The following is a 6813-nucleotide window of genomic DNA, read 5'->3' on the forward strand; positions in this document are numbered from 1 at the left end:
TCTGATGACGTGCGCCGATCTTGGTGCCAACTATCCCTCTTTCCTGCCAACTGAAGATCCTCGTGACAGCCCGCTAACGCCGTACCCGGGGCATCCCCAGGCCGATCCACGAGATGATCTCCCGCTGGATCTCGTTGTTGCCGCCGCCGAAAGTGAAGATCACGGCCGACCGGTAGCCGCGTTCGAGCTCGCCGTGCAGGACGGCGCCGGCGGAGCCCTCCTTGAGGACACCGGGGGCCGCGACGATCTCCATCAGCCAGGCGTACGCGTCCCGGCGCGCCTCGGAGCCGTACACCTTGACGGCGGAGGCGTCCTGCGGGGTGAGTGTGCCCTCCTGGACGGCGTTCACCATGCGCCAGTTGAGGAGTTTCATGGCGTCCAGCCGGGTGTGCGTGCGCGCGAGGAGGCGGCGCACCCAGGGGAGGTCGACGACGCGGCGGCCGTCGGCGAGCTTGGTCTCCATCGCCCAGCGCTGGACGTCGTGCAGGGCGCGGATGGCCATGGTGCCGTGCGCGGCGAGGGTGACGCGCTCGTGGTTGAGCTGGTTGGTGATCAGCCGCCAGCCCTTGTTCTCCTCGCCGACCCGGCGCGTGGCGGGGACGCGGATGTTCTCGTAGTAGCTGGCGGTGGTGTCGTGCGAGGCGAGCGTGTTGATGACGGTGCACGAGTAGCCGGGGTCGGAGGTCGGTACGAGGAGCATGGTGATGCCCTTGTGCGGCGGGGCGTCCGGATCGGTGCGGACCGCGAGCCACACCCAGTCGGCCGTGTCACCGTTGGTCGTCCAGATCTTCTGGCCGTCGACCGTGTAGTGGCCGCTCTCCTCGTCGCCTTCCCGCACGGCCCTGGTCCGGAGCGCGGCGAGGTCGGTCCCGGCGCCGGGCTCGCTGTAGCCGATCGCGAAGTCGATCTCGCCGGCGAGGACCTTCGGCAGGAAGTACGACTTCTGCTCCTCCGTGCCGAACCGCATGATCGTCGGCCCTACGGTGTTGAGCGCCATCAACGGCAACGGCACCCCGGCCTGGGCCGCTTCGTCGAAGAAGATGAACTGCTCCATCGGGCTCAGACCCCGCCCGCCGTACTCCTTGGGCCAGCCGACCCCGAGCCAGCCGTCCGAACCGAGGCGTCGGATCGTCTCGCGGTAGAAGCGCTTCTGCGCCGCCGGGTCGCCATAGCGCGCGTAGGCGTTGTCCGGTACCAACTCGGCGAAGTAGAGACGTAGTTCGGTCCGCAACCGCTGCTGCTCCGGCGTGTATTCGAGATGCACGGCGCCTCCTGTCTCCCTGGGCCCGACCTGACGGCGCACACCGTAGAACGCGTTCCAGAAATAGGGAATGCCGATGACGCCGACGCCTCCGAGAGGATGCCGGGCTGAGGTGTGTGGGCGCGGCAGTTGGTGCCGCAGCGGGCGACGTTCGCCTCGTCGCGACGCCCTGCATGCCCTCTCGTCGCACCGGACACCACTCCTTGACGGGCAAACACCGCCTGCCGCTAGATCCGACGAGACGGGGCAGCGGTGAACGCCTTGGTGATCGGCGCGATGAGCGAGGCGAAGCGGCGGGCACCTGCGTTGCCGATCGGTGCCCACAGCGCGGCGCAGTGCTCGTCTGTCTCCACTTCGATGCGCTCGCGTGCCGTACTGCCGGCGTCGGTGATCACGGCGTGGGAGTCGAGCCAGCCGCGCGCGACGAGACGTGCCGTCGCCGCGCTCCACTCCTCGTCGTTCCACTGACGGGTCGCTCGCACGAGAGCTGTCGGGAGGCGGCCGGTTGCGGTGTGCAGAACGAGGCAGTCGCACGGCCCGAGGCCGTTGTCGGCGAGTACGACGAGATGGGCGTCGCCGCGCCACTCGCGCGCCACCGTGATCTGCTGCCAGAGTGCGAGGAGAGGATCGACGGGAAGCGGGACCGAGGCGTTCGCGGCGGCCAGCACCTTGCCGGCGTAGTCGGCACCGGCGAGGACCGGGTCGATCAGCGAGCGCGCCTCGGCGAGGTGGTCGTCCGTGAGGTGTACGTCGACGCGCCGCATCGCCCGTCCGACGGCCAGGAAGCGGGCGGCCTGCCACCGCTCGGGCGGCGCGGCGTCCCACACGCCCGCCATGGCCCGCACTGCCCGCGGGCTGAAGTTGTAGAAGGCCGCGAGCGTGACCTGCCACGGAACCGCGCCCATCGCGGCCGACCGGAAGGCCAGATACGCCGGCCCGCGGTCGGTCACGCCCAACTCGGCCGCCTCCTCGGCACTCTCGGGGGCAAGGTAGATGAACAGGTGGGCGGCGCTGACGGCACGGCTGACGTCACCGACGGCGTTCAGGTCCATCGGGCCGTCGTCGGTGCGGGCGGAGCCGGGAAGGCCGTCGAGGTGCATGGCGGTGGTGCCTCCGGGAAGTCGGGCGGCGCTGTCATACGGGCGTTTCGGCAGTGGCGATCAATACCGCGCGCCCGAGGGTGTGACCGGCCATGGTGAAGCCGAGGACGGCCGGTGTGGCGTCGGCCGGGACGCCTGTCGAGGGGATGTCGAGGGCGTGCACCACGATGAAGTAGCGGTGCGGGCCGTGTCCGGCCGGCGGGGCGGCGCCGATGTAGCGAGCCACGCGGGCGTCGTTGGGCAACTGATACGCACCCGCTGGCAGTTGTGAGCCGGTGTCGTCGCCGGCGCCCTCGGGAAGCTCGGTGACCGTGACGGGAATGTCGGCGACCGCCCAGTGCCAGAACCCGGACCCGGTGGGGGCGTCGGGGTCGTAGACGGTGACGGCATAGCTCTTGGTGCCGTCCGGGGCGCCGCTCCAGGACAGCTGCGGGGATGCGTCCTTCCCGCCGGGCAGACCGGAGGAGTGCTGCTCGGGCGGCCACGCGGCACCGTCGCTGACGGTGGTGCTGGTGACGGTGAACGAGGCCGCCCGGGGGAGGCGGGCGAAGGGGTCGTTGGCAGGCACAGCGGTCGTTCCCTTCCGGGCGAGGACGCCCTCATCGACTATTGAATCGACCATAACACGGATAATCGATTATCTACGGGATCGTCTATCCGGTCGTCTAGGATGGGCCCATGACTCAGGCGGCGCGCCCCTCGACCTCGCCGGGGAAGCAGATGCTCTCCGAGCAGGTCTACGCACATCTGCGGGACGCGATCATGCGCGGGGACCACTCCCCCGGCGCCCCCCTCAAGCCGCAGGATCTTGCCAAGGAGCAGGGCGTGAGCCTGGCCGTGGTGCGCGAGGCGCTCGTGCGGGTGGTCGGCGAGGGGCTCGCCGACCGGCTGCCCAACCGCGGTTTCGCCGTCCCGTCCTTCTCCGACCAGCGCTGGCAGGAGATCGCGGAAGCCCGCCGGACCATCGAACCGGTCGTACTGCGCATGTCCATCGAGCGCGGCGATGTCGACTGGGAGGCCCGCGTGCGGGCCGCGCACCATCGTCTGGTTCGCACTCCGGCGTACGTGCCGGAGGAAGGCGAGTACTACACCGACGCCTGGGCCGAGGCGCACAGGGCCTTCCACCGCACGTTGCTGGAGGGGTGTGGCAACCGCGCACTGCTGGAGACCTTCGACCGGTTGTGGACCGCCAGTGAGCTGGCCCGCCGCTGGTCGGCGCACCGCAACCCCGACCGGGACGGCGCGAAGGAACACCGCATGCTGGAGGAGGCGGCGCTGGCCCGCGATGCCGACACCGCAGCCACGGTCCTGGTCCAGCACCTCACCTTGACCGCGGCCGCCCTGACCGACGATTCAGGTCAAGCCACCTAGCGAGGCGCGTGCGCGCACACGCGAGGGGGCGGCTCCCGGTCGTCCGGGAGCCGCCCCCTCGTGCGGGCCGGTTTCCCGGCCCTCGCGGAATATCGTGGCTCGTACGTTCCCCACAGCCGTCAGTGGCAGGGGAACCCGAGCAGGTGCCGGGCGTCGTGGACCCATTCGTGGACGTTCTCGCCGGAGACGAGGGAGGTGGCGCCCTGTTCGGCGCCGACGAAGTAGAGCAGGACCAGCATCAGGATGCCGAAGAACGCCGCCCAGGGGACGATCGCGCCGATCGGCAGCTTGGCGGGAACGGCGGTGGGCGTGGCGGTCGGCTGAACGACGGACTGCGCCATGGGGCAGAACCTCCTGGGGAACTCGCGTCCCATTTCGGTGGTGCACAGGACGACAGTCACGGGTCTGACTTGCCCGCGTCCGTCACCCCTGGCCGGAGCGACATGTGACGGGCTTACAGTGGCGCGACCGTGCCGGATTTCCACCGGGCTTCCGCCGAACCGTCGTCAATATCCATGTGACGGTACCGCGAAGCCGCCGACCCGGCCAAGGGCGCATACCTCCGCCCTCCGTGCGCCCCACGGTTCGTGGAGCATGAAGGAGGAACGGCAACTTGCCTGACGGGCCCGGGGGTTCCACCTCTGCTCCCGGGCACGACACACAACGCTGGACCATGGAGCATCATCCAGGTCCACGACCCATGAGAGTGATGGCATGACCAGCCGAGTGATCTTGATTTCCGCGGCGATCGGCGAGGCGCTGCGCGAGGCCCGCTTCGACGACGGGAGTCCGGTGGACGCCTCGGGTCTGCGAGCCGCCCGGGCGGCGGCCGACGCGGGCGCCGTTCCGGCGGGCCAGCGCCTGTGGGTCTCCCCCACCGTGCGATGCCGGCAGACCGCCGAGGCACTTGGGCTCGAAGACGCCTTCGAGGCAACGGAGTTGGCTCCACTCGATGTGGGCCGCTGGCGCGGGGCGACGCTGAACGAGGTGAGCGCGAAGGAGCCGGAGGCGGTGGCGCGCTGGCTCGCCGATCCGGCGTCCGCTCCGCACGACGGCGAGTCGGTGCGGACGTTCTGCGACCGAGTGGCGGAACACCTGGACGCGGCGGCCGGTTTCGACGGCCGAACCGTCGCCGTGGTGGAGCCCGAGGTCGTACGGGCCCTGGTGGTACGGGTCTTGGGCGCGCCGGAGCAGGCATTCTGGCGGGTGGACGTGCCGCCGCTCACCGTCACGGAGTTGAGCGGGCGCGCGGGACGCTGGAACCTCCGCGCCGGACGCCCGCTCGTCGGGTCTGCCTGACCCTGGACGGTCCGGGGCCCGACCCGGCCGGTCTGGGGCCTGACCCTGGCGAGCCTGGGCCACCCGGGCGACCTGGGCGACCTGGAGCCCAACTCGGGCGTCTGCGGCCCGGCGCTCGCGGCTCGCGGCTCACGGCTCACGGCTCACGGCTCACGGCTCACGGCTCACGGCTCACGGCTCACGGCTCACGGCTCACGGCTCACCACAGCGTGGCGATGAAGTCCGTGCAAGTGCGGGCGCACTCACGGCATTTCTGCGCGGCGGCCTCCGACCCCGGACACGCGTCGAAGGCCTCGGCACACTCCAGGCAGACGTCCCGGCACCACTCCAGCCGAGCGCGGAGCCCCCGGTCGCTCGGCCCCGGATGACGGGACAGTACATGGCAGGTCGCCTCGCAGACCTCCGCGCACAGAATGCCCGAACGCCGCGCGGCCTCCTGCCGCTTCGGCCCGTCCGGATCCATGAGGCTCGCGCGCAGCGTGGAGGTCCTGGCGCATTCGGCACAGGTCCGGGCGCACTCGAAGCGGTCCTCCAAGTACCGGAAGAGCTCCTGCTGTGAAGGCGTCGTCGTCACAACAGCCGGGTAGCCGGAGGGAGTCGGTTCAAACAGCGCGAGGCCGGAGCCTCACGCTCCGGCCGCTTCCCGGGAGATCTGCTCGAACTGCGCCCCCATGGCCTCGGAGAGTGCCTGGGCCGCCGACAACGGGCGGACCATCACCGTGAATTCGTCGATGCGGCCGTCCTCGTCGAAGTGCAGGAAGTCGCAGCCGTTGATCTCCTTGTCGCCCACCTTGGCCGTGAAGACGAGCGCGTGGTCGCGACCGTCGGCGCCGGCGATCTCACGGACGTAGCGGAAGTCGCTGAAGACACGCCAGACGCCACGCAGGATGGCGGCGGTGATCGGCTTGCCCGGGTACGGCTTGAAGGCGACCGGGCTGGTGAACACGACGTCGTCGGCCAGCAGTTCCTCGACCGCGCCGAGGTCTCCGGCCTCCACGGCCTTGCGGAAGGAGTTCATTGCGCCCGCCTCTCTTACTCAATTAATTGATTAGGTGCGGATAAGATTAGTCCTGCGAGTCCGGGGCGTCTAGCCTTGCGGGATGGCATTGCGCAACGCGGTACTGGCCTCGCTCCTGGAGGGTGAGGCGTCGGGGTACGACCTGGCCAAAGGATTCGACGCCTCTGTGGCCAACTTCTGGATGGCGACCCCGCAGCAGCTCTACCGGGAACTCGAACGGATGGAGTCCGAGGGGCTGATCGAGGCCCGGGTCGTCCAGCAGGAGCGCCGGCCCAACAAGCGACTCTTCTCGCTGACCACGACCGGCCTCGAAGCGCTGGCGTCCTTCACCTCGGGGCCCGCGAAGCCCACCGCGATCCGCGACGAGCTGATGGTCAAGGTGTACGCACTCGACATGGGGGACGCCGACGCCGTCCGAGTGGCGATCGCCGAGCGGCTGGAGTGGTCGCGCGCCAAGCTGGCGCACTACGAGCGGATCGGCGCCCGCCTGCTCGACGGGCGCACCGAGGACGAGTACCTGGCCGGGGCGGAGCGCGTCGGGCCGTATCTCACTCTCCTGGGAGGACGCGCCTTCGAGCAGGCGATCATCGACTGGGCGGAACGGGCGCTGAGGGTCCTGGAACAGCGGGCGTCGCTCTCCCACTGAAGGCGAACCATTCGCACTAACCTGGTCGCGGGCGCCCCCCCGGGGGGCGGCGGGCCCCCCCCCCCAGGGGCGTGAAAAACGGGGGGCGGGGGTGGGGGTGGGTTGGGGTTGTGTGGTG

Annotated in this window: 9 protein-coding genes and 1 riboswitch; of the genes, 3 read left to right on the plus strand and 6 right to left on the minus strand. The window is 70.2% G+C overall.

Translation table 11 applies throughout. The annotated features are described in order from the left end of the window. Positions 1-73: 73 nt before the first annotated feature. The 3 genes from ACFXGX_RS02905 to ACFXGX_RS02915 form a co-directional block, all read right to left on the minus strand. Positions 74-1264: an acyl-CoA dehydrogenase family protein gene (locus ACFXGX_RS02905; RefSeq protein ID WP_384783992.1), complete on the minus strand. Its 1191-nt coding sequence runs from the start codon at positions 1262-1264 to the stop codon at positions 74-76. A gap of 224 nt (positions 1265-1488) precedes the next feature. After that, positions 1489-2361: a hypothetical protein gene (locus ACFXGX_RS02910; protein WP_384783994.1), complete on the minus strand. Its 873-nt coding sequence runs from the start codon at positions 2359-2361 to the stop codon at positions 1489-1491. 34 nt (positions 2362-2395) lie between these two features. Continuing rightward, complete coding sequence (locus ACFXGX_RS02915) at positions 2396-2929, minus strand: YbhB/YbcL family Raf kinase inhibitor-like protein (RefSeq protein ID WP_384783996.1); 534 nt, start codon at positions 2927-2929, stop codon at positions 2396-2398. Positions 2930-3039: 110 nt separating this feature from the next. On the opposite strand from ACFXGX_RS02915, the gene ACFXGX_RS02920 reads away from it, so the two are divergent. Then, the gene (locus tag ACFXGX_RS02920) at positions 3040-3732 is read left to right on the plus strand and encodes a GntR family transcriptional regulator (RefSeq protein WP_384783998.1); all 693 of its coding nucleotides are present in this window, start codon (positions 3040-3042) and stop codon (positions 3730-3732) included. Positions 3733-3851: 119 nt separating this feature from the next. On the opposite strand, the gene ACFXGX_RS02925 is transcribed toward ACFXGX_RS02920, so the two are convergent. Then, positions 3852-4073, minus strand: a complete 222-nt coding sequence (locus ACFXGX_RS02925) for a CbtB-domain containing protein (protein WP_382786009.1) — start codon at positions 4071-4073, stop codon at positions 3852-3854. Between the two features lie 62 nt (positions 4074-4135). After that, positions 4136-4226: riboswitch (cobalamin riboswitch) on the minus strand. Between the two features lie 220 nt (positions 4227-4446). Between ACFXGX_RS02925 and ACFXGX_RS02930 the strand changes: the two genes are divergently transcribed. Further along, the gene (locus ACFXGX_RS02930; protein ID WP_384784000.1) at positions 4447-5031 is read left to right on the plus strand and encodes a histidine phosphatase family protein; all 585 of its coding nucleotides are present in this window, start codon (positions 4447-4449) and stop codon (positions 5029-5031) included. Positions 5032-5230: 199 nt separating this feature from the next. Here the strand turns inward: ACFXGX_RS02930 and ACFXGX_RS02935 are convergent, their stop codons facing one another. Further along, positions 5231-5605 (minus strand): ferredoxin, encoded by a 375-nt coding sequence (locus ACFXGX_RS02935; RefSeq protein ID WP_384784002.1) that lies wholly within the window; start codon positions 5603-5605, stop codon positions 5231-5233. Positions 5606-5656: 51 nt separating this feature from the next. After that, on the minus strand, positions 5657-6049 hold the full coding sequence (locus ACFXGX_RS02940) for a nuclear transport factor 2 family protein (RefSeq protein WP_355768039.1): 393 nt from the start codon (positions 6047-6049) through the stop codon (positions 5657-5659). Between the two features lie 82 nt (positions 6050-6131). On the opposite strand from ACFXGX_RS02940, the gene ACFXGX_RS02945 reads away from it, so the two are divergent. Next, complete coding sequence (locus ACFXGX_RS02945) at positions 6132-6695, plus strand: PadR family transcriptional regulator (RefSeq protein ID WP_384784003.1); 564 nt, start codon at positions 6132-6134, stop codon at positions 6693-6695. Positions 6696-6813: the final 118 nt, after the last annotated feature.

It is taken from the genome of Streptomyces sp. NPDC059371 (assembly GCF_042751995.1).
GTDB lineage: Bacteria > Actinomycetota > Actinomycetes > Streptomycetales > Streptomycetaceae > Streptomyces.